Source organism: Streptomyces sp. NPDC048671 (assembly GCF_055587045.1).
The window spans coordinates 71,311-91,670 of sequence record NZ_JBVJHB010000025.1; the positions used below are offsets into that span (position 1 = coordinate 71,311).

16 protein-coding genes are annotated in these 20,360 nt (G+C 68.7%); 9 read left to right on the plus strand and 7 right to left on the minus strand.

Annotation, left to right across the window (positions count from 1 at the left end):
* Positions 1-439: 439 nt before the first annotated feature.
* Genes ACZ6S6_RS35195 through ACZ6S6_RS35205 form a run of 3 tightly spaced genes read left to right on the plus strand, consistent with a single transcriptional unit; the run spans position 440 to position 3,989 of the window.
* On the plus strand, positions 440-682 hold the full coding sequence (locus tag ACZ6S6_RS35195) for a hypothetical protein (protein ID WP_469709068.1): 243 nt from the start codon (positions 440-442) through the stop codon (positions 680-682).
* The gene (locus ACZ6S6_RS35200; RefSeq protein WP_469709070.1) at positions 679-1,446 is read left to right on the plus strand and encodes an ABC transporter ATP-binding protein; all 768 of its coding nucleotides are present in this window, start codon (positions 679-681) and stop codon (positions 1,444-1,446) included. Before ACZ6S6_RS35195 ends, ACZ6S6_RS35200 begins: the two co-directional genes overlap by 4 nt.
* 2 nt (positions 1,447-1,448) lie before the next feature.
* Positions 1,449-3,989 (plus strand): FtsX-like permease family protein, encoded by a 2,541-nt coding sequence (locus ACZ6S6_RS35205; RefSeq protein ID WP_469709072.1) that lies wholly within the window; start codon positions 1,449-1,451, stop codon positions 3,987-3,989.
* A gap of 183 nt (positions 3,990-4,172) precedes the next feature.
* Here the strand turns inward: ACZ6S6_RS35205 and ACZ6S6_RS35210 are convergent, their stop codons facing one another.
* Positions 4,173-4,889 (minus strand): cytochrome b/b6 domain-containing protein, encoded by a 717-nt coding sequence (locus tag ACZ6S6_RS35210; RefSeq protein WP_362954427.1) that lies wholly within the window; start codon positions 4,887-4,889, stop codon positions 4,173-4,175.
* Positions 4,873-5,625 carry a molybdopterin-dependent oxidoreductase gene (locus ACZ6S6_RS35215; RefSeq protein WP_469709074.1) on the minus strand — a complete coding sequence of 251 codons (753 nt, stop codon included), beginning with the start codon at positions 5,623-5,625 and terminating at the stop codon, positions 4,873-4,875. Before ACZ6S6_RS35215 ends, ACZ6S6_RS35210 begins: the two co-directional genes overlap by 17 nt.
* A gap of 302 nt (positions 5,626-5,927) precedes the next feature.
* Between ACZ6S6_RS35215 and ACZ6S6_RS35220 the strand changes: the two genes are divergently transcribed.
* Positions 5,928-7,097, plus strand: coding sequence for a serine hydrolase domain-containing protein (locus ACZ6S6_RS35220; protein WP_469709076.1), 1,170 nt, complete (start codon positions 5,928-5,930; stop codon positions 7,095-7,097).
* A 64-nt stretch (positions 7,098-7,161) separates the two neighbouring features.
* Positions 7,162-8,307, plus strand: coding sequence for a serine hydrolase domain-containing protein (locus ACZ6S6_RS35225; RefSeq protein WP_362954421.1), 1,146 nt, complete (start codon positions 7,162-7,164; stop codon positions 8,305-8,307).
* 61 nt (positions 8,308-8,368) lie between these two features.
* On the opposite strand, the gene ACZ6S6_RS35230 is transcribed toward ACZ6S6_RS35225, so the two are convergent.
* The 3 genes from ACZ6S6_RS35230 to ACZ6S6_RS35240 form a co-directional block, all read right to left on the minus strand.
* A complete protein-coding gene (locus ACZ6S6_RS35230; RefSeq protein ID WP_469709078.1) occupies positions 8,369-9,433 on the minus strand; it encodes a YVTN family beta-propeller repeat protein in 1,065 nt (354 codons plus the stop codon).
* A 325-nt stretch (positions 9,434-9,758) separates the two neighbouring features.
* Positions 9,759-10,418, minus strand: a complete 660-nt coding sequence (locus ACZ6S6_RS35235) for a response regulator (RefSeq protein ID WP_469709080.1) — start codon at positions 10,416-10,418, stop codon at positions 9,759-9,761.
* Positions 10,406-11,782: a sensor histidine kinase gene (locus ACZ6S6_RS35240; protein WP_469709082.1), complete on the minus strand. Its 1,377-nt coding sequence runs from the start codon at positions 11,780-11,782 to the stop codon at positions 10,406-10,408. Before ACZ6S6_RS35240 ends, ACZ6S6_RS35235 begins: the two co-directional genes overlap by 13 nt.
* A gap of 513 nt (positions 11,783-12,295) precedes the next feature.
* On the opposite strand from ACZ6S6_RS35240, the gene ACZ6S6_RS35245 reads away from it, so the two are divergent.
* A complete protein-coding gene (locus ACZ6S6_RS35245) occupies positions 12,296-12,811 on the plus strand; it encodes a sigma-70 family RNA polymerase sigma factor (protein ID WP_362954414.1) in 516 nt (171 codons plus the stop codon).
* On the plus strand, positions 12,796-13,467 hold the full coding sequence (locus ACZ6S6_RS35250; protein WP_362954413.1) for a hypothetical protein: 672 nt from the start codon (positions 12,796-12,798) through the stop codon (positions 13,465-13,467). Before ACZ6S6_RS35245 ends, ACZ6S6_RS35250 begins: the two co-directional genes overlap by 16 nt.
* A 236-nt stretch (positions 13,468-13,703) precedes the next feature.
* Here the strand turns inward: ACZ6S6_RS35250 and ACZ6S6_RS35255 are convergent, their stop codons facing one another.
* Together ACZ6S6_RS35255 and ACZ6S6_RS35260 are read right to left on the minus strand one after the other, a co-directional pair.
* Entirely contained in the window at positions 13,704-14,189 is a 486-nt protein-coding gene (locus ACZ6S6_RS35255; RefSeq protein ID WP_469709084.1) for a hypothetical protein, read from the minus strand.
* Between the two features lie 85 nt (positions 14,190-14,274).
* Positions 14,275-15,099 carry a thioesterase II family protein gene (locus tag ACZ6S6_RS35260; RefSeq protein ID WP_469709086.1) on the minus strand — a complete coding sequence of 275 codons (825 nt, stop codon included), beginning with the start codon at positions 15,097-15,099 and terminating at the stop codon, positions 14,275-14,277.
* 357 nt (positions 15,100-15,456) lie between these two features.
* Here ACZ6S6_RS35260 and ACZ6S6_RS35265 point away from each other — a divergent pair, with 357 nt between their 5' ends.
* Positions 15,457-15,672: an MbtH family protein gene (locus ACZ6S6_RS35265; RefSeq protein ID WP_469709088.1), complete on the plus strand. Its 216-nt coding sequence runs from the start codon at positions 15,457-15,459 to the stop codon at positions 15,670-15,672.
* 99 nt (positions 15,673-15,771) lie between these two features.
* A partial coding sequence (locus tag ACZ6S6_RS35270; protein WP_469709090.1) for an amino acid adenylation domain-containing protein occupies positions 15,772-20,360 on the plus strand: 4,589 nt, incomplete at its 3' end.

A 20,360-nucleotide genomic window follows, 5' to 3' on the forward strand; every position in this document is an offset into this window, starting at 1 on the left:
CGAAGCGCTGATCGGCGCTGATCGGCGCTGAGAGAACGTCAATGGCTGAGCCGGGCAATGCCGTTCGCAGTCGGCCATGCCCGGTTCCCCGGTCCCGGACGCTCCGCGCGACCGGCTACGGCATGCCCCGGCCTCGTACCGCCGGCACGACGGTCCCGTGCTGAACATCCCCCTCACCGCGCTCGTCGGTGACGCCGACCCGCGATCGTGCCGGTGGCGTCGGCGGCGGGCCGGGCACAGCGGACGGACCAGGACGACGAGGTCCTGGTCGCGGCCCGGCTGCTAGGGGCGGCGCTGGAGGGCGTCATGCGGCGACGCCGGAGGTACAGCCTGCTGTACCCCGATCCGGGCGGCTGGCGGGCTCGGAGGCGAGGGCGGTGGTTCATAGGGTCGGTGAAGACAGCGAAGCCTGCGAATACACCGCAACGAGGAGCACACCGTGACCACTCACGACCCGTATCAACTGACCGGCGACAGTGGGCCCGTTGGGGGGCCGTCGCCCGACGGCAGCCGCAGCGGGGCTGTCCGCTCCGTGCTCTGGTTCGTGCTGGTGATCAGCATGGTCGGCAACATGGTCGCCTCGTTCGTCAGTGGTGCGGTACTCGTCCACCTGGTCTGCGGCGTCGTGGCCGGGGCCAGCCTGATCGCGCTCGCCATGGAGCGTCTGCGAGGGCGGCGATGAGTACGACGATCGAGGGACTCGGGGCCCACCGGACCGACAGGCCGCAGTCTCCCGCCATCACACTGACGGGCGTTACCAAGGTGTACGCGGGCGGAGTGCGGGCACTGGATGACGTGTCCCTGACAGTGCTGTCGGGTGCTTTCCTCGCCGTGATGGGGCCGTCCGGGTCGGGCAAGAGCACACTGATGCACTGCGCCGCAGGCCTCGACACCCCGTCGCAGGGGAGTATCCACATTGAGGGGCAGGAGATCGGCGGGCTGAACGAGACCCGCCGCACCGAACTGCGCCGCGAGCGCGTCGGCTTCGTGTTCCAGTCCTACAACCTGGTGCCCTCGCTCAGTGTGGCGGACAACATCACGCTCCCGCTGCGGCTGGCGGGGCGTTCCCCGGACCACGAGTGGGCGCGCATGCTGATCGAACGGGTCGGCCTGGCCGACCGGATGTCGCATCGTCCGGCCGAACTCTCCGGTGGGCAGCAGCAGCGGGCCGCCCTCGTACGGGCGCTGGTAACCAAGCCGGCCGTGGTGTTCGCGGACGAGCCGACGGGCGCGCTCGACGTGCGCAGCGCGCGCCAGGTCCTCGACCTGCTGCGCGACCTTGTCGACGAGCTGGGACAGACAGTCGTGATGGTTACCCACGACCCGGCCGCTGCGGCGCGGGCACACCAAACGCTGGTGATGGCGGACGGACGGGTCGTGGACAGCTTGTCGGCTCCTACGGCCTCCGAACTGGCCGGCCGTCTGGCCGCACTGGGAGAGGGCTGACCATGCTGCGTCTTGCCGTGGAGATGGCCAAGGACCGGATTACTTCGCTACTGGCGGTGATCTGTGCCGTGCTCGGCGCGGCCGCACTGCTCACCGCCACCGGGGTACTGGCCGAGTCGGGGCTCCGTTCCCACCTGCCGCCCGGTCGGCTCGGCGGCGCGGACATCGTGGTCTCCGCCGACCAGACCTTCCACCCGGCCGGGGACCTGCCGATCGCGCTGCCGGAACGCGGAACGGTGCCCGCCCGGCTGGCCGGTGAACTGGGCGGTGTGCCCGGTGTCACCGCCTCGGTCGCCGACACCGCCTTTCCCGCAGGTCTCGTCGACGCCCACGGCCGGGCCGTGGCCGTCTCGGACGCCCGGACAGCCGGGCACGGCTGGTCCTCGCTGAAGTTGCTTCAGGACCCGAAGGTCGAGGGCACGAAGCCGACCGGCTCGAGCCAGGTCGCCGTGGAGAGCGCCATCGCCGCCGCTGCGGGCGTCGGACCGGGTGACACCATCCGTGTGGTGGCGGCAGGCCGGTCCTCCGACTACCGCCTGACCGCCGTGGTGGACGCCGCCGACGCCGGCATCCTCTTCTCCGATCAGGCCGCCGCCCGTCTGGCCGGCCGCGACAACGGCCCCAAGGCGGGGACGGCCGACCTGATCGGACTCCGTACCGCCCCCGGTGCCGCCGACAAGGTCGCGGACGACGTCCGTGACGTGCTGCGCGGCACAGGTCTGGTAGTGGCCACCGGCGCCGAACGAGGCGATCTCGCGGCGCCCGACGCGGTGGCGGCCCGCTCCCTGCTGATCCTCCTCGCCGGTTCCCTGGCCGGCGTCATCCTGCTGATCACCGGGTTCGTCATCGCCGGCGCGCTGGGGGTGTCGATCGCCGGACAGCGACGTGCGCTGGCCCTGATGCGGGCTGTCGGCGCGACCCCGAAGCAGATCCGCCGCCTCGCCGCCGACCAGGCCAGTGTGGTCGCGGCCGTGGCACTCGTGCCCGGCGCGGGTCTCGGCTACCTGCTTGCCGGAGAGTTCCGGAGCCGGCTGGCCGACAGCGGGCTGCTCCCTCAGGCCCTGCCGCTGGCCATCAGTCCGCTGCCCGCGATCGCCACCGGTGTGCTGTTGATGCTCGCCGTGCAGGTGTCCGCCCGGGGCGCCGCACGGCGCACCTCCCGGCTGCCGGCGACGGAGGCCGTCACCGAGTCGCGCAGCGAACCCACCGCCCCCTCCCGCCTCCGCACGGGTGCCGGGCTGCTGCTCGTCGCCGCCGCGACCACCCTCTCCGTCACGCCGCTGTTGTCCCGTACCGCGCTCGGCGCGAGCACCACCTCTCTCGCCGGCATCGTCGGGGCGATCGGCCTGGCCATGGCGGGCCCTGCCCTGATCCGACGGGTCGGTGAAACGCTGGCCCGCCGCCTGCGGCCCGGAGCCTCGGCGGCGACCTGGCTGGCCGTGTCCAACATCCGCGGCTACGCCCTGCGCATCGCGGGAATTGTCAGTGCCCTGGCCATGATGACCGCCTTCCTCCTGACGTACACGTTCGCCCAGACCACCCTGCAAGTCGCCTCCGCGCAGGACGTCCGCACCGGCACGCTCGCCCAGCACCGCCTGAGCGCGCCGGGAGTCGGTGGCCTGCCCGAAGGTACGCTCACGGCCGTACGGAAGACCGCCGGTGTAGAGGCGGCGGTTCCTGTCAGCAGCACCACCGCGATCTGGTCCTTCGAGGAACTGGGCGACCCCGCGGCCGAGTCCGCCTCAGCGATGATCCTGACCCCGGAAGCGTCCGCCGTACTCGACCTCGGCCTGAGTTCGGGGACGCTGAGCCGCCTTACCGGCGACACCGTTGCGATCGGCAGTGACGTCGCACGCTCCCGCGGCGCCGAGGTCGGCGACCGGGTGAAGCTGATCCTGGGCGACGGCACTCGTGTGAGCCCCACGGTCGTTGCCGTCTACACCCGCGGCCTCGGCTTCGGCCCGGTGGTGCTCTCCCACGACCTCGCACGGGGCCACACCACCACCGGTCTCGACCAGAGCATCCTCGTGCGCACTGACGGCACCGCGGCCGCGGACGAGCGTCTCGCCGCCCTCGACGTGACACACCCGGGTCTGGCGCTCGAGCCCGCGAGTGCCGATGCCTCCTACAGCCTGAGCGACGCCCCGCCCGAGGTGTGGATCAACCTCGCCACCATCGCGATCCTCCTCGGCTACCTTCTCCTCAGCGTCGCCAACAAGATCGTTGCCGCCACCGCACAGCGCCGCCACGAGATCGCCACGCTCCGTCTCACCGGCACCACGCCCCGCCAGATCCGGACGATGATGCGGCGCGAGGCCGCGATGATCGCCGTCGCGTCCCTCACCGCGGGCCTGGTGCTGTCCGCGGTTCCCCTCGCCCTCCTCGGCGTCGGCTTCCTGGACCGCCCCTGGCCGTCGGGCCCCGTCTGGCTCCTGCCCGCCCTCGCGGTCACCGTCGTGAGCGTCGCCTTCCTCAGCACCGAACTCCCGACCCGCCGCACACTGCGGACCACCCCGGCACACGCTCTGTCGGACCGCGGTTAGGGCCTCTCGTCCGGATCATGCTGGGCTCAGCGGCACCCTGCTCGACCCCGTGCATTCGGGTAAGGGATTCGCCGGTCTCCTCGGCAACACTGCGGAGGGCCAGTTCTCCGCGGACGACAACGTCGTCTTCCCGCACACCGGCGGGAGCGCGGCCCGGGTGACACACGCCGGGGCCACCTGGACTCACTTCCGCTCGGCGTCAGGGAGGGGTGCTTCCCCCGTCTGATCCGCCGGACTGCCGGGATCCGGGCGGTCGCGGTCCATCTCCTGCTGCCACAACGGGTGATGCTGTTCTGCCCAGGTCCGTGACACGGTCCCGTGCCACATGCCTTCGCGGGCCCCGGAATCACCGGTCGCCTTCCAGATGTGGGCGGCCACGATCGCCGTGATCGCCAGAGCGAGCCAATCGTGGACGAACGTTGCCCCCATCCGCAGGGTCAGTGGCCAGAGCTGCGGAAACCAGAGCATGAGTCCGGACCCCACCATGACGACGCCCGCGCCTGCCGCCCACGACGCGTAGATCTTCTGGCCGGCGTTGAACTTGCCCGAGGGAACACGCGACGTGTCGCGGTGCCTCACGGCGGCCCGCAGCCATTGGCGGTCGCGGTCCTCGAACCGGTTGAGCCGCCCCAGGTCCGAGCGCAGTGCCCGGGATGCCAGCCCCAGCAGCACCGGCACGGGAAGCCCGATTCCGGACCACTCGTGCAGGATGACCATCAGCCTGCGGCGGCCGACCAGCTCGGCAAGAGGACCTATGTACAGGCACGCCGCAGTGGCGACGCACACCGCTGCCAGGACGGCGGTGCTCTGGTGGACCCAGCGTTCAGCCGGAGTGAACCTCAGGAGCCGGGTACGACGGGAACGGCCCTTCTGGCCGGCGCTGTCAGACAGTCGGGGCATCATCGCGTCCGTTCGAGCGACCGACCCAGCCGTCGATGTCGTAGCCGAGTTCCTCCCAGTAGCCGGGGACCACGTTTTTGACGACCGAGATGCCCGAGAGCCATTTCGCGGACTTGTAGAAGTACATCGGGGCCACATAGAGCCGTACCGGGCCACCGTGGGCGTGGGTGATCGGCTTGTCCTCCATTGAGGTGGCGACGATCACGTCGGACCTGCGGGCCTGGTCCAGGGTGAGGCTCTCGGTGTACTCGCCGTCGAAGCAGGTGAACCGAATGGCCTTGGCCTCGGGTGACACCCCCGCGGCATCGAGGATCGTGGACAGGCGCACGCCCGCGAAGGGGGTTTCCGGTACCCGCCACCCGGTCACACACTGCACGTCGCGGACGATTCGCTGCTGAGGGAGTGCAGCCAGATCGGACAGTTTGTACGTGGTGGGCCTGGCCACGAGGCCGTCGACCTTGAGGCCGTAGCTCGTCGCGTTCTTTTCGGGCACGGAGCTGGTGATCGAGTAGTACCGGAAACGATTCCCCGGAAGCAGGTCCGACAGGCCTGTCGGATCCTTCCGGGCGACGGTGTCGATCGAGTCGGCGAGCAGATTCCGGACCGGAGATCCGGCGACGACGCCCAGGGCGCCCAGCCCGATCATTCCCAGCAGTACGCGCCGCCCCACCGGGGTGCCGCGGTGGTCGGCCTCGTGTCCTTGGAGAGGTGCCGGCACCTCGGAGTGATTCCTCATACCCTGTGTACGCACTGCCGTAGAGGCGTGTTGAACAGGCCTTGGACGCTCCGATTCCGGTGAGCTCCGTGGAGGGCTCTCCGCCCTGCGCGTCGTGTCGGCAGTTGTCAGGTCCCGTCGCCGGCCCGCACGATCCCGTCTGCCGCTGCGGCCGCTGCCGGGACTGCGGGAAAACCCATACACACGTACGAAGCAGTAGTGCCTGCGCTACCCGGGCCGGGTAGTGCGTGGGATCGATGCGTGATCGCACCCGGGACAAGCTGGTGACCACCAACCGGAGTCATCCAGCAGGGAGTTGTCCAGTGTCTCAGCACCGCACCTCGAAATCCCGCAACCGCCGGCGGTCGGTCCTGGCGGTATCCGCGCTCGCCGTACTCGCAGGGATCGTCACGGTGGGCGCGCCCATGGCGCTCGCCGGACAGGACCGGGCGAAGTCCGGTGCGGTGGTGCAGAAGAGTCTGGACGGCCTCGTACGCGGCGACGGATTCCCGGCCGCGCTGGCCTCGGTGCGCGACTCGAAGAGCCACACCAGAAACTACACCGCTGGGGTGGGCGACCTGAAGAACCGGTCCAGGGTCCCGGTCGACGGCCAGGTTCGGATCGCCAGCGCCAGCAAGGCGTATACGGCGACCGTCGTCCTGCAACTGGTCGGCGAGGGCAAGATCGACCTCAATGCCTCGGTCGACAAGTATCTGCCGGGCCTGGTCCGCGGTGAGGGGATCGACGGCCGGGACATCACCGTACGCCAACTGCTCCAGCACACCAGCGGACTGCCCAACTACACGGCAACCATGCCGGAGTTCTCCGAGTGGCGGCACACCTATGCCGCGGCGCACGATCTGCTCGACATGGCTCTGAAGGAGAAGGCGCTCTTCGCTCCGGGCGACGGCTGGGCGTACAGCAACACCAACTACACCGTCGCCGGACTCATCGTCCAGAAGGTCACCGGCCGTCCGATCGGTGAGGAGATCACCAACCGGATCATCAAGCGCATCGGCCTGCGGCACACGTACTGGCCGGGCGCCGGTGACCAGAGCGTCCGTGAACGGCATCCGCACGGCTACGCGTCCGACACCCCCGGCGGCACGCTCGTCGACGCCACAGAGGTGGACCCCTCCTGGGGCGGGGCGGCCGGGCAGATCATCGCCCGCCCGAGCGACGTCAACCGGTTCCTCACCGCGCTGATGGACGGCAAGCTGCTGAAGCCGCAGCAGCTCAAGGAGATGCGGACAACCGTCGCGGCCAAGGGATTTCCGACCGGCTGGCGGTACGGGCTCGGCATCATCGAGATGCCCCTGAGCTGCGGCGGTACCGCCTGGGGCCACGGTGGTGACTTCGATGGCTACGAGAACCGCAACGGCGTCACGGACGACGGCCGGTCGGCCACGGTCGCGGTGACGGCGCTGCCGTCCAGCCTGGAGTCGGCGGAGCACGTCAACGCAGCTCTCGACACCGCCCTGTGCGCACGTTGACCGGACCCGCGCCACACACATTCCGCCACTCGCCGGACTTCTGCTGATCGCAAGGGGAAAAACCATGTCCAAAGGTCGTAACACGCTGCTGGCTCTGACCGGTGTCGCCGCAGCTCTCGCGCTGACCGTGCCCGGAGCGAACGCGACGGAGGGCCGCGCCGACGCCGCCGTGAAGAAGAGCCTCAAAGCTCTGGTGTCCGAGGACGGTTTCCCCGGCGCACTGGCCTCGCTGAGTGACAGCAGGGGGCACACCCGTAACTACACCGCCGGAGTGGGGGACCTCCGTACCAAGGCGAGGGTCCCGGTCGATGGTCAGGTGCGGATCGCCAGCAACACCAAGATGTTCACCGCGACCGTCATTCTGCAGCTGGTCGGCGAGGGCCGGATCGATCTTGACACGCCGGTCGACACGTATCTGCCGGGCCTGGTCCGTGGTGAGGGGATCGACGGCCGGAACATCACCGTACGCCAGCTGCTCCAGCACACCAGCGGACTGCCCGACTACGACGAGGACGTTGTACAGGACTACCTCACCAAGCAGCAGCACCGCTACTTCGAGCCGCGTGAGGTGCTCGGCCTGGCCCTGGCGAAGAAGGCCCTCTTCGCTCCCGGCGCGGGCTGGAGCTACAGCAACACCAACTACGTGCTCGCCGGAATGCTCGTCGAGAAGGTCACCGGCCGCCCGGTCGGCGAGGAGATCACCAACCGGATCATCAAGCGCATCGGCCTGCGGCACACGTACTGGCCGGGCATCGGCGACCAGACGATCAAGGGCCGGCACCCGCACGGCTACTTCGCGACCGCACCGAACACCCCCTATACGGACGTCACCGAGAACGACCCCTCCGCCGGCTGGGCCGCGGGGCAGCTGACCGGCACCCCGAGCGACCTCAACCGCTTCCTCACCGCGCTGCTGGACGGCAAGCTGCTGAAGCCCGAGCAGCTCAAGGAGATGCAGACCACCGTCGAAGCACCCGACCTCGACACGGTCGGCGACGGCCGGTACGGCTTGGGTCTCGCCACCTTCAAGCTGAGCTGCGGCGGCTTCGCCTGGACCCACGGCGGCAACGCCCCCGGCTACACCACACGCAACGCCGTCACGGCAGACGGCCGAGCAGCCACCATCGCCGTCACCGCACTGCCCACGACACTTCCTGCCGCGGAACACGTCGAGGCGGCCCTCGACACCGCTCTCTGCTCTTCGAGCTGACGACGGGCCGGATGGTGAAGAACCGCGGAGCCGGCCGCACCTGGCGGCCGGCTCCGGGTGGTCAGCGCTTACCGAGAACGCGGGTCACCTCAAGGTCGCTCACGTCGACCTCCGCGACGGTCAGGTCCTCGTTGAGCACCCACGCGGTCTGCGAATCGGCACTGAAGCTGATCGCCTGGCGGGGCCCCTTCAGAGCGCCCTTCGGACCGCTCTTCACGGTGCCGACCGGCTTGTTGGTCTCCGGGTCCACGGCGGTCAGCGTGTTGCTCTCCATGTTCCCGGAGAACAGGACCGACTCGTCCGGGGAGAGCGCGGCACCGTAGGGCTTCTTGCCCACGGGGACCTTGGTGATCGTCTCACCGGACGCGGTGTCGACGACGGAGATCGTGTTGCTCTTGCTGTTGGCCGCGTACAGGCGGGTGCCGTCGCGGCTGATGGACAGCCCCCGCACTTCGTCGAACCCGCCGATCTCCTTCCTCTCCAGCTTCGCGCTCGTGAGGTCGACGGCCGTGATCCGGCCCCCTTCGAAGTTGGTGACGTACAGCTTGTCACCCGCGTACGAGAGCTTGACCCCCTGGCGCGGCTCGGCGAAGCCGGTGATGACCTTCGCCGGCCTGTTGTTGGCAAGATCGACCACTGAGACGGTGTCCGCTGCCGCGTTGTTGGCGTACAGCCACTTGCCGTCCCTGCTCTGCGCGGTGCCGAACACGCCGGCCCCGAGCGGCAGACGTTGCTGGACGTGGAAGCTGCGCATGGAGATCCGGTCCACGACACCGCGTGCGCTGTCGGACACGGTGAAGCTCTTGCTGTCCGGGGCGAACAGAACGTTGCGCGGGCTGACGTACCCCTTGATCTCGGCGATCTTCCGGCCGCTTCGCACGTTGATCACGACCAGGTGGTCGGAGTCGGAGTTCGTCGCCACGGCGAAGCGCTCATCGGGACTGACCGCCAGCGTGTTGTTGGTGGCGTTGACGGTGGGGTCGCGGACCTCGCCGACGGCGCTGCTGTAGGCGCCGAAGGACACCACAGTGGTGTGGAACCCCTTCACCTTCGGAGAGCCCGTGCTCGCCGAAGCCGCTGCGCCCGACAGGACGAGGGCGGCGAGCGCGGTAGTGGTGAGAATCATCCGGCGCGGATTCCTGCGGCGTTTCACCTGGATATCTCCTTGTTCTCGGTGTCCTGCGCCGCACACGGACAGGGCCATGCGCGACTGAGGTACCGGGTCGTTCACGGACCGGTTGCGTGCTCTGTCAGCTCCGTAACCGTCGTCACCAGGAGATACGCGGCCGCATCCCGTCGTGTTGAAGGAGAAGCGGATCGAACTCGGGTGCTCCGTCCGGTCCCCCCCACGGCCTCGATGGTGTAGCCCGCGACGATCACCACGACCGGCCTCGGGGACGGTCCCTCACCGCGATGAGGTGAGGCCGGCGGGGGAGTGAGCGCGTCCGTGGTCAGGCGCGGCGCTGTTCGTCCTCGAGGTAGCGCAGGACCGCGGCGACGCGTCTGTCCACCCGGTCGGCGGGCGACAGGTCGAGCTTGGCGAAGATGTTGCGGATGTGCTTGTGGACGGCGCCGTCCGTGACGAAGAGCCGCTCGGCGATGGCTGCGTTGCCAAGTCCTTCGGCCATCAGCGCGAGGACATCGCGCTCACGTGGGCTGAGCCGTTCCAGCCGGGTGTCGTCACGACTGCGGGTGAAGAGCTGCGCGACGACCTCGGGGTCGATGGCGGTACCGCCGTCCGCGACGCGCCGCAGTGCGTCGAGGAACTCCTCGACCCGGCCGACGCGTTCCTTGAGGAGGTAGCCGAGGCCGGTCACTCCGCCGGTGAGCAGTTCCGTGGCGAAGCTCTGCTCCACGTACGCGGACAGCACGAGCACTGCCAGGCCGGGCATGCGGCGCCTGGCCTCCACGGCCGCGACGATTCCCTCGTCGGTGTGGGTCGGAGGCATCCTGACGTCGAGGATGGCGACATCCGGCTTGTGTTCGTCGATGGCGTCGAGGATTTCTCCGGCGGTGCCGGCCGTGGCCACCACGTCGAGGGACTCCGCGCGCAGCAGCAGGGCGAGTCCCTGGCGCAGCAGGGGGTCGTCCTCGGCGATCACGATCCGCATGGAAGTTCCACCTTGAGGGTTGTGGGTCCGCCGGCAGGGCTGGAGATGTCGAGGGTTCCGTCGTGTGCCGCGATCCGGTGGCTGATGCCGAGGATCCCGGACCCTCCGTGCTCGTCCGCGCCGCCCCTGCCGTCGTCGGTGATGTTCAGGAGCAGTCTGCCACTGCCGCTGCGGACCGTGACCGCGGCCGTTCTGGCATGGCTGTGCTTGGCGATGTTGGTCAGCGCCTCCGCCACGACGAAATAGGCGGTCGCCTCGACGGACGCGGCGCACCGCTGGGGTACATCGACGTCCACCCGGCAAGGCACCGGGCAGGACACGGCGAGTCCGGTGAGCGCACCGGCGAGCCCTCGGTCGGCCAGTACGGGGGGGATGATTCCTCGGACGACCGTCCGTAGTTCGGCCAGTGCCTGCTCGGCGGCCGACTGGGCGCGCTCCAGTAGTTCGTCCGCGCTGGACGGGTCGCGGGCCACCATGCGGCGGGAGGCGCCGAGCAGCACGGTCACGGTCACCAGACGGTTCTGGGTACCGTCGTGCAACGACCGTTCGATGCGCCGCAGTTCGATGGCGTGGGCGTCCAGGGCGGCGGCCCGAGTGGCGGTGAGTTCCGCGATTCGCAGGGAGACGTCCGTGTCGGGGCCGGCCGACAGCAGGCGTCGCCCCGCACGGGCCTGCAGGTTCGCCAGTGCTGGTGTGAGCCCCAGGATGATGGCGAACCAGCCCAGCCCCAGCAGGGCCACAACCAGGGCATCGAGCCAGCTGTGCGCGACTCCCAGCCCCAGGCCCGTACTGGTGGTGGTGGTGTCCGCAGGGCTCAGCTTCCACCACAGCGGGAAGGTGGTGTCGCGGAGCGCGAAGAGCGGCAGAAGGAGGCCGAGCAGGCCGAGGAGCAGCCCGAGCGTGGCATGGCCGGCCAGCCAGCGCAGTTCCCGCCGGGTGGTGGGATCCGTGATGGCCGCGCGCAGCCGGGTCGGCGCCGGACCCGGACCCAGCAGGTCAGGCCCCCACCGGGCGAGCCTGCGGCGCTCGCGCTCGGCTACGGCGTGCAGGGCGTGCAGCGCGCTCGGCGCCATCAGCAGTCCCACCCCGGCCAGGCACGCGACGGCGGTCACGGCCAGCCAGACCAGGGCGGCCAGCGCCAGGAGGGCGGTACGGAGTCCACTGAGGAGCTTCTTGAGGGCCAGGAGGGCGGCACGGACAGCGTCGAGGACGATGGCTCTGTCAATGGTGTCGCGCGCACCGGAGTCCCGAGTGCGTGCGCGCCGTGGCCCGGATCCCCATACCCGATGCCGGGGTCCCCGCGGGTCGGCATCGTCGGCATCGGACCCTTCGGCCGACGCCGACTCGTTCTTCTCGTTCACCATGCACGCCCTCCTGGCGATGACCTTGGAGCGCCCGGATCGGCTGGCCGCCGGTCAGCAGTGAAGATACAGCCTGCGGTGCCTCGAGCCGGGGGCGCCCGTGCGCCGTCGGACGATGGTGCGGTCGGGGCGTACGCGGCAACGAGCCGCACTGTTGAAGACCTCGCCGGGGGTGACGCGCGATCTGCCGGGTCCCTGGTGCCGGTCCCTGGTGCCTGTCCCCGCGCGGTCGCTCCTGCTGCTCGGCCAAGTGGGTGTGTGAGCCCCTCGGCCTGGTGGCGGTGCCCGAGAAGGGGAAGAGGACCGGAGGCATCTCGGGAGACAGCGATATTCCTCGCCCCCCGTTTCAACACGCGCGGTGGGGCCTGCGTATCCCCTTATGTACGTCGTCTCCGGAGATGGGGAGCACCATGAAAGTCTGGCGCGGAACGGATGCGAGTGGCTGTGGCTGTGAGCGGTAGTCCTCTGCGGTGGTTTCGCGGGCGGGCTGCGGCGATCAGTCCGGAACCCGCTGGATTGCGGACCGAGCGCGAGGTGCAGGCGGCCTACGATCTTTACGGCGGCGAGCTCTTCGGGTTCGCGTTCAAAGCGCTGGACGACCGGCAGCTCGCAGAGGACGTGGTGCAGGAGACCTTTGTCCGTGCCTGGAGGTCGCCTCGCGGATTTGATCCGGGTCAGGGCAGCATGCGGACATGGTTGTTCGCCATCGCCCGGAACGGGGTGGTGGACGCCATGCGGCGGCGCAAGGTCCGTGAGGGACCAGGCATTTCGTCATGGGACGCGGTGTCCGAGTCGCCTTCCGCGTTCGACGCCGTTGACCAGCTTCTTGACCGGATCCAGCTCGGTGAGGCACTGGAGCGGTTGAGCCCTCAGCACCGGGAGGCGGTGGTGGAGGTGTACTTCGGAGGCCGAACCTGCGCCGAACTGGGTGCGGAACTGGGGATTTCGGCTTCCACCATGCGCAGCCGCCTGTACTACGGTGTGCGATCGCTGCGGCTTGTCCTGGAGGAGAACGGGTGGCTGGCACCATGAACAAGAACTGTTTTCCCTTCCGCCCGCTCCTGACCGAGCACCTGCTGCTCGGGACGCCGCTGCCTGAGGAGCTCTCCCAGCACCTCAGGCAGTGCCCGGACTGCACCCGCGAGGCTTCCGAGACTGATGACGTGGTCCGGACGCTGCGGCGGGTGAACCCGCTCGCGGACTGGGCCCACCCACGAGCGTCAGATGAGCATGCGCGGCCGTCGGGGGATCTGGGCGACCGAATTCGCAGGGACATGGCCGGAGCGAAGACTGTCCGGACCGGTCGCGGCCGGCGGATCGTTCTGGGCGTTGCCGCTTCCTTCGTCACGGCAGCCGCGGTGATCATTCCCCTCAACATGCCGGACCACAGCCAGGCACCGGGAACAGCCGTTGTGCTGGTACGTCAAGGTCAGATGGTGGATCAGGCATGGGGGACCGAGGTCCCGGTGGCCCTGTCGGGCATGGAGGCGGGGGAGACCTACCGCGTGATGACTGTCAATGCCGACGGCACGCGCCTTCCCGGCGCCAGTGTGCGAGCCGACAGCGGCGAGCGGATTTCCTTCCGCATGGTCACGGCCATGGACAAGGACACCATCACCGCTCTGATCGTGGAGGACGAGGAGGGGCACGTAGTGAGCCGCGTTCCCGTGCGGTCCTCTCCGGCCTGACCGTCGAAGCAGGCACAAAGAACGTGCTTCATGTGTGGCGGAGCACGTGGAACATGTCCTCGCGCGAGGACTCGAAGAGCACCGCGCCTACCGATCCTGATGCCGGGGAGCATCACCGAAGCGGCGCGGGTCCTGGACGTCGCCCTGCGGGACGCGGGCATGGAATGCGGCCGCCGGCGACACCGCCCGGCGCCGCGGACGGCCGGTGTCCGGGCGCGCCGGGGGATCGCTCGCGGTCAGATCAGGCGTAGGGCGGTGCGGGCCGATGTCGCTGACTTCGGGCCGTAGCAGTATGAGCCCCGAACCGTCGAGAGAAGTGCGGAGCCGAGGGACTCGGCGATCTGGATGGAAAAGCATGAAGCGAGTACTTCGGGGCCTACCAGTCGGTGGTCGGCGCAGTTCGCGTACGCCTGTCCCGCCGCCACCGTGTCGATGACTGAAGTCCGAGCAAGGTCGAAGCCGCCCTGCTCGTGGAACGACCGCAACTCGATGCCCGGGAGCTTGACATGCTCCCACGTGCATTCGTCATCCCAGCAGGTCCGCATGCCGGATGTCACAGCCAGTGCTTCGCTCGATGCCACCAGCCGGATGGCGCCGCTGAGAGCAGCCTCACGAAGGACAACTGCTCCAGCCGTATGGGACGTTGCTATGTGGTACAGAGCAAAAGAATCGGTGACAGCAGTACTGCCCACGGTGCCCAAGAGTTCGTCCGGGGTAACCATTGCAGATCTATCCTCATTGTTGAGTTGGAGTCGGTCATCACCCATACCGATGTTTTCGGCTCGGGTGCCTCACGCATGTCTGGGATCAGTTGGACAGGGAGCGGTAGAGACGCCTGGTGACGTCCTCGATCATCATTCGCTCGTGCTGGACCACGAAGAAGTGCCCACCTGGCAGAACACTTTCCTGAACGCCGTTGCGGATCAGGGCGGACCAGTCGCGCACGTCGTCGGCGTCGGTTCCCGGATCACCCGAACCCCGGTAGAAGACGGCGCTGGTGTTCAGCGGGTCCGGCTGCTCAGTGCGCCGATACGACTGGCAGATCTTGAAGTCGGCGCGGATCGCGGGCAGGGCCAGCTCACGCAGCTCGGGGTCCGCCAGTACCTGGGTATCCGGACTTCCCAGCCCTTCCAGTTCCTTCAGCAGGGCCTGATCGTCGTCACAGTCAATGTCCAGGCGTCGCACTCGATGCGGTGCCTTGCGCGCGGCCAGGAACAGCGGGATTCCCTTGATTTCGTGAACTGCCTCCAGCAGTGCCGCGACCTCGAAGGCCACTGACGCTCCCATGCTGTGCCCGAAGAAGGCCAACGGGCGGTCGGCGAGTGGGAGGAGCGCCTCGGTGATTGCGGTGGAGAGCTCTTCCATGGAGCGTGCGCATACCTCGCCCAAGCGCTCCTGACGGCCGGGATACTGAACCGACACCACGTCGATCTCCGAGGGGATCGCATCGGGCCACGCGCGGTAGAAGCTGGCCGCAGAGCCCGCCGGTGGAAAACATATGAGCCGCCCCTTCACGTTCGCTGCGGGACGGAACCAGCGCAGCCACCGAGACTGGGCATCGGACCGTATGGGGATCGCGTACGGGCTCTCACTGGTCTGGTCTTGCGTCAGTTGGGTGCGTGGTATGTCCACACCGGTCCTTCCCCTGTTCATTGCCGGTCCGTCCCACCGGGCAGAGTCGGTTCGGCCGGCGGTCGGACGGAGTCCATGTTCCCTGGCGGAGCGTCAAATTCCGTTGCTCTACGGCCCCTTGGATAGAAGATACGTCCTTGACGCGCATGGATAACCGTACTTATGATCACTGCGCAAGTAGCAAGGCTGTCCGGATATTCCCTTGTCCAGGGCCCCGACAGGGCTTCTGCTGCGGGGGCTTGGGAAACGTTTCTGTCCAACTGATCGCTTGAACATGCGTCGGTTCTTCGTTGCCTTGTGATCCTGCCGCCACCCTGTCGCCGGATGCACCCACGGTTAGCGGAGCGAGGTTGCGGCATGACCAATCCATTCGAGGACGCAGACGGTACGTATCTGGTGCTGGTCAACGACCAGGAGCAGTACTCCCTGTGGCCCAGCACGATCGACATTCCCGGCGGCTGGCGGGCCGTACTCGACGCGGCCCCGCGCCAGGAGTGCGTCGACTACATCGACACCCATTGGGTGGACATGCGGCCCAAGGACCTACGCGAGGCCATGTCCGCCGGTTCCTGAGTCCGGGCCGAACCCAGCCGTTGAGGCTGCCGGACCGATCACCGACGCGGCCGGGTTCTTCTAACGATCAGATCCGTCACCCAGGGCCGCTGACCACAGATGCCTGGGAGTTGCGTTTACTTCAGGGGAAGACTTCAGGTGTCTGGTATTCGTGCGTCCTGGCCGCTGTCCGCTGCTCAATCGGGCATTTGGCTGGCCCATCAACTGGGCGTCACAGACCTCGAGTACAACGTGGCGCAATGCGTCGAGGTCCACGGTCACGTCGACGTAGGGGCCTTCCAGCGGTCCATGCGCCAACTCCTCGCGGAGACGGAGACCTTCCGGGTCTCCTACGCGGAGGAGGACGGCCAGGTATGTCAGACCCTGATGCAGGAGCACGGCCCTGGCCTGATGTTCCACGACCTGTCCGGGGATCCTTCGCCCGGAAAGGCCGCCGAGTCGATCGTCCGCGCGGACCTGGCCCGCCGACTCGACCTCCTGAAGGGCGACTGCCAGTACGCCTTCCTCCTGTTCAAGCTCGCCGAGGACCACTTCCTGTGGTACCAGCGCAGCCATCACGTCGCCCTGGACGGCTACGGCGGCGCCCTGTTCACCCGCCGGCTCGCTGACATCTACAACGCGCTGATCGCCGGTGCCGCCCCCGCCGACACCCCCTTCGCCTCCCTCAGCGACCTGCTCGCCGAGGAGCGGGCCTATCGCGCCTCCGACGCCTTCGTACGGGACCGTGAGTACTGGTCGGCCCGCCTCGGCGACCGCGAACCCGCTCCTCCCGTGCGCACCACGCCCCGCGCCGGGATCGCTGGACCGGAGGGCGCCCCCTCGCCCACCGCCGTAAGGATCACCTCCCATCTGCCGGTCGCCACCGGGGAGACCCTGCGTGCCGTCGCGCGCGAGGCCAGGACCCACTGGTCCGTCGTCCTCACTGCGGCCACTGCCGTCTACTTCCAGAGCCTGACCGGCTCGTCCGACGTCGTGCTCAGCTTCCCGGTCGCGGCGCGCACGAGTGCGGTGTCGCGCCGCACCCCCGGCATGGTCTCCAACGTCGTCCCCCTGCGGGTATTCGTTCCTGCTGACCACACGTTCAGGCAGACCATCGCCGAGACGGCACGCGAGATGAAGGCGGCGCTGCGTCACCAGCGCTACCGCCACGAGGACATGGTGCGCGACACCGGAGCGGGCACCGGTGAGGGGAACTTCTTCGGCCCCATGGTCAACGTCATGTCCTTCGACGACGACCTGTCCTTCGGCGGCCACCGCGCCACGGTGAGCAATCTCGCCAACGGCCCCGTCGACGACCTGGCGTTCGCGGTGTACGATCGGGCCGGGGAGAGCGGCCTGCGGATCGACCTCGATGCCAATACCTCCCAGTACACGGCCGACGAAGCGGCCCTGCACCTGGAGCGTTTCGAGCGCGTGCTCGCCACGCTCCTCGCCGACCCGCAGATCCGGGCCGGGCGCGTCGACGTCCTGTCCGAAGACGACCGTCGACGCGTCCTGCACGAGTGGAACGACACGGCGACCGACAGCCTCGCCGACGGCCCGCCCCTGCTGGCAGCGGTCTTCGAGCGGCAGGCAGCGCGGACCCCCGACGCCACTGCCCTCGTGTGCGAAGGTGCCCAGCTGTCGTACGCGGAACTCAATAGCCGCGCGAACAGGCTCGCCCGGCTGCTCGTCGAGCAGGGCGCGGGCCCTGAGCGGACCGTCGGCCTCGCCCTGCCCCGCTCCGTCGACCTCGTCGTCGCCATGTTCGCGGCGGTCAAGGCAGGTGCGGCCTTCGTGCCGCTGGACCCGGAGTACCCGGTCGACCGCCTCCACGGCATCCTCGCCGACGCCAGGCCCGCCACCGTGCTGGCCTGTGAGGCCACGGCCGATCTGCTTCCCGAGGGCACCCACCGGATCCTTGTCGACGACCTCGGAGTGAGCGCGTCATCGCTCACCGGCCCCGTTGCCGATCTGACCGATGCCGACCGCACGGCACCACTGCTTCCCTCCCACCCCGCGTACGTCATTCACACCTCCGGCTCCACAGGACGCCCCAAGGGCGTCCTGGTCACACACGAGGCGATCGACAACCGGCTGGCCTGGATGCAGGCGGACCATCCGCAGGGCGAGGGAGATCGCGTCCTGCAGAAGACCCCTGCGGGCTTCGACGTGTCCGTGTGGGAGTTCTTCTGGCCCCTGCGGGTCGGCGCGACCCTCGTGCTGGCAAAGCCCGGCGGGCACAAGGACCCCGCGTACCTCGCGGACCTGATCCGGACCGAGCGGATCACCACCCTTCACTTCGTGCCGTCGATGCTCGCCGTATTCCTGGCGGAGCCCACCGCCGCGAGCTGCGCGGACACCGTGCGCACCGTGTTCTGCAGTGGCGAGGCCCTGCCGCTGGACCTGGCCGAAGCCTTCTCCGTGGCCTTCGGCGACACCCGGCTCCTCAACTTGTACGGACCCACCGAAGCCGCGGTCGACGTGACTGCCTGGGAGTACCAGGACGGCACCGGGGCCGGCATCGCACCGATCGGCCGCCCCGTGGCCAACACGCGGGTCCACGTCCTCGACCGCCGCCTGCGGCCCGTCCCTGTGGGCGTGACAGGAGAGCTCTACCTGGCCGGCGTCCAGCTGGCCCGCGGGTACCTGAACCGGCCCGACCTGACGGCCGAGCGGTTCGTCGCCAACCCCTACGGCACCCCCGGCGAGCGCATGTACCGCACGGGCGACCTGGCCCGCTGGCGCGGCGACGGCACCGTCGAGTTCCACGGACGCGCCGACTCCCAGGTGAAGATCCGGGGCTTCCGCGTCGAACTCGGCGAGATCGAAGCCGTCCTGACGGCACGTCATGACGTTTCCCAGGCCGTAGTCGTGACCCACGACCGGCAGGGCGAAACGCACCTCGTCGCCTACGTCGTCCCGGCCTCCGGCGTCCCGGCCGACGGCGTCGAGCTGCGTCGGGCGCTGGGCATACGTCTGCCGGAGTTCATGGTGCCGTCGGTGGTGATGGTGTTGGGCGCGTTGCCGCTGACGGCGAACGGCAAGCTGGAACGGCGGGGTCTGCCGGTTCCGGAGTTTGGCGGTGGAGCGGCTTCGGGTATGGCGCGTTCGGTGCGTGAGGACCTGTTGTGCGGGGTGTTCGCCCAGGTCCTGGGTGTGGAGCGGGTGGGGGTCGAGGAGAGTTTCTTCGATCTGGGTGGACATTCGCTGTCAGCGACACGTGCGGTGAGCCGTGTGCGCGCGGTGTTGGGTGTGGAGTTGCCGCTGCGTGCCGTGTTCGAGGCGCCGTCGGTGGCGTTGCTGGCGGAGTGGATCGGTCGTGCGGAGGGTGCGCGGGCTGGTGTGGTGGCGGTGGAGCGGCCGGCGGTGGTGCCGTTGTCGTTCGCGCAGCGTCGGATGTGGTTCCTGAACCGTTTGGAGGGCGTGGACGCGTCCACCTACAACGTCGCCTTCTCCTTGCGACTTGATGGCGTGCTGGACGAGGAAGCGCTGGAAGCGGCGCTGGCGGACGTCACCGAGCGCCACGAGTCCCTGCGCACGGTGTACCCGGAAGACCGGGCCGGCCGGCCGTACCAGCACGTCCTGTCCGCCCAGGAGGCCGGCACTTCCCTGACCACGGGTACCGGCGGCGAGACCGACCTGCAGAGTGCCGCCAAAGAGTTCGCCGCACGCGGCTTCGATCTGACCGCTGAACTCCCCTTGCGGGCGCGACTGTTCAGGCGGGACGAGGCCTCGCACATCCTGGTGCTGGTGTTGCACCACATTGCGGGTGACGGTTGGTCGATGGTGCCGTTGGCGCGGGATGTGGCAGTCGCGTACGAGGCGCGGGTGGCGGGGCGGACTCCCGGGTGGGAGCCGTTGCCGGTGCAGTACGCGGACTATGCGTTGTGGCAGCGGGAGCTGTTGGGGGAGGAGTCCGACCCGGGGAGTGCGCTGAGTCGTCAGGTCGCGTACTGGACGGGGACGCTCGCTGGTGCTCCGGAGCAGTTGGAGCTGCCGACGGACCGGCCGAGGCCTGTGGTGGCCTCATTCGGTGGTGACAGCGTTCCGGTGGAGGTCGGCCCGGAGTTGCACGCGTCGCTGGTTGCGCTGGCCCGGGAGTCGGGTGCGAGTGTGTTCATGGTGCTTCAGGCCGCGTTGGCCGTGCTGTTGTCGCGGTTGGGTGCGGGTACGGATATTCCGATTGGTTCGCCGATTGCGGGTCGTACGGATGAGGCGCTGGATGATCTGGTCGGGTTTTTCGTCAACACCCTTGTGCTGCGGACGGATGTGTCGGGTGATCCGACGTTCCGTGAGCTGATCGAGCGCGTGCGGGAGGCGGACTTGGCGGCGTACGCGCATCAGGACGTGCCGTTCGAGCACCTGGTGGAGGTGCTGAACCCGGCGCGGTCGATGTCCCGCCACCCGCTCTTCCAGGTCATGCTCGTCCTCCAGAACAACAACGAGGCAGACCTGAGCCTGCCAGGGTTGGACCTGGAGGTCGAACAGCTGGGTACGCAAACCTCAAAGTTCGATTTGCTGCTGTCTGTGCGCGAGCTGTTCGGCCCGGATGGTCAGATGCGCGGGCTCGAAGGACATCTGGAGTTTGCGACTGACTTGTTTGATCGTTCCTCGGTTGTGGGTTTGGTGGAGCGGTTTGTTCGTTTGTTGGGTGGGGTGGTGGTGTCGCCGGATGTGCGGGTGGGGTTGGTTGAGGTGTTGTCGGT

Bases quoted from the DNA above. Each gene is read 5' to 3' on its own strand.
- ACZ6S6_RS35255 (WP_469709084.1), bottom strand. From the start codon at position 14,189: ATGGTTACCCCGGACGAACTCTTGGGCACCGTGGGCAGTACTGCTGTC.
- ACZ6S6_RS35200 (WP_469709070.1), top strand. From the start codon at position 679: ATGAGTACGACGATCGAGGGACTCGGGGCCCACCGGACCGACAGGCCG.
- ACZ6S6_RS35240 (WP_469709082.1), bottom strand. From the start codon at position 11,782: ATGGTGAACGAGAAGAACGAGTCGGCGTCGGCCGAAGGGTCCGATGCC.
- ACZ6S6_RS35225 (WP_362954421.1), top strand. From the start codon at position 7,162: ATGTCCAAAGGTCGTAACACGCTGCTGGCTCTGACCGGTGTCGCCGCA.
- ACZ6S6_RS35265 (WP_469709088.1), top strand. From the start codon at position 15,457: ATGACCAATCCATTCGAGGACGCAGACGGTACGTATCTGGTGCTGGTC.
- ACZ6S6_RS35205 (WP_469709072.1), top strand. From the start codon at position 1,449: ATGCTGCGTCTTGCCGTGGAGATGGCCAAGGACCGGATTACTTCGCTA.
- ACZ6S6_RS35235 (WP_469709080.1), bottom strand. From the start codon at position 10,418: ATGCGGATCGTGATCGCCGAGGACGACCCCCTGCTGCGCCAGGGACTC.
- ACZ6S6_RS35230 (WP_469709078.1), bottom strand. From the start codon at position 9,433: ATGATTCTCACCACTACCGCGCTCGCCGCCCTCGTCCTGTCGGGCGCA.
- ACZ6S6_RS35215 (WP_469709074.1), bottom strand. From the start codon at position 5,625: ATGAGGAATCACTCCGAGGTGCCGGCACCTCTCCAAGGACACGAGGCC.
- ACZ6S6_RS35210 (WP_362954427.1), bottom strand. From the start codon at position 4,889: ATGCCCCGACTGTCTGACAGCGCCGGCCAGAAGGGCCGTTCCCGTCGT.